Source organism: Paenibacillus sp. P5_B5 (assembly GCF_056400365.1).
In genome coordinates, this window is sequence record NZ_JBFULK010000058.1 from 1 (window position 1) to 539 (window position 539).

The 539-nt window shown below is 49.1% G+C and carries 2 rRNA genes; both read right to left on the reverse strand.

From position 1 onward, the window contains the following. Nucleotides 1-122, reverse strand: a 23S ribosomal RNA gene (locus AC1DOK_RS24520); the annotation flags it as partial. A gap of 299 nt (nt 123-421) precedes the next feature. Beyond that, a 16S ribosomal RNA gene (locus tag AC1DOK_RS24525) occupies nt 422-539 on the reverse strand; the annotation flags it as partial.

Consider the following 539-nt stretch of genomic DNA (forward strand, 5'->3'; position numbering starts at 1 on the left):
CCCATTCGGACATCCCCGGATCAAAGCCTGCATACGGCTCCCCGAGGCATTTCGTCGTTCGCCACGTCCTTCTTCGGCTCCTAGTGCCTAGGCATCCTCCGTGCGCTCTTATTAGCTTAACCAGCTAATTATAAAACGTTGTTCTCTTATTRCTAAGAAGAACATCGGATGTTTCTAAGCTCTTACRTTTCGTTTCGCTATCTAGTTTTCAAGGAACAACGGATGTTTCGTCAGAAACATCCACGCGTCAGGTGTTTCGAAGAAACACTGAGAGCGCTGAAAGGTATTATCCTTCCAAAACTGACAACGAGTGAAGAAATTTYGGCTAACGTTGYTTCTTACGAAACAACTGTCGCCTTAGTCGCTYAGCAAGCTAAGCGACTGTTCGAATGTTTCCGTTKCAGRAAACGATTCTCCATAGAAAGGAGGTGATCCAGCCGCACCTTCCGATACGGCTACCTTGTTACGACTTCACCCCAATCATCTACCCCACCTTCGGCGGCTGGCTCCCTTGCGGGTTACCCCACCGACTTCGGGTG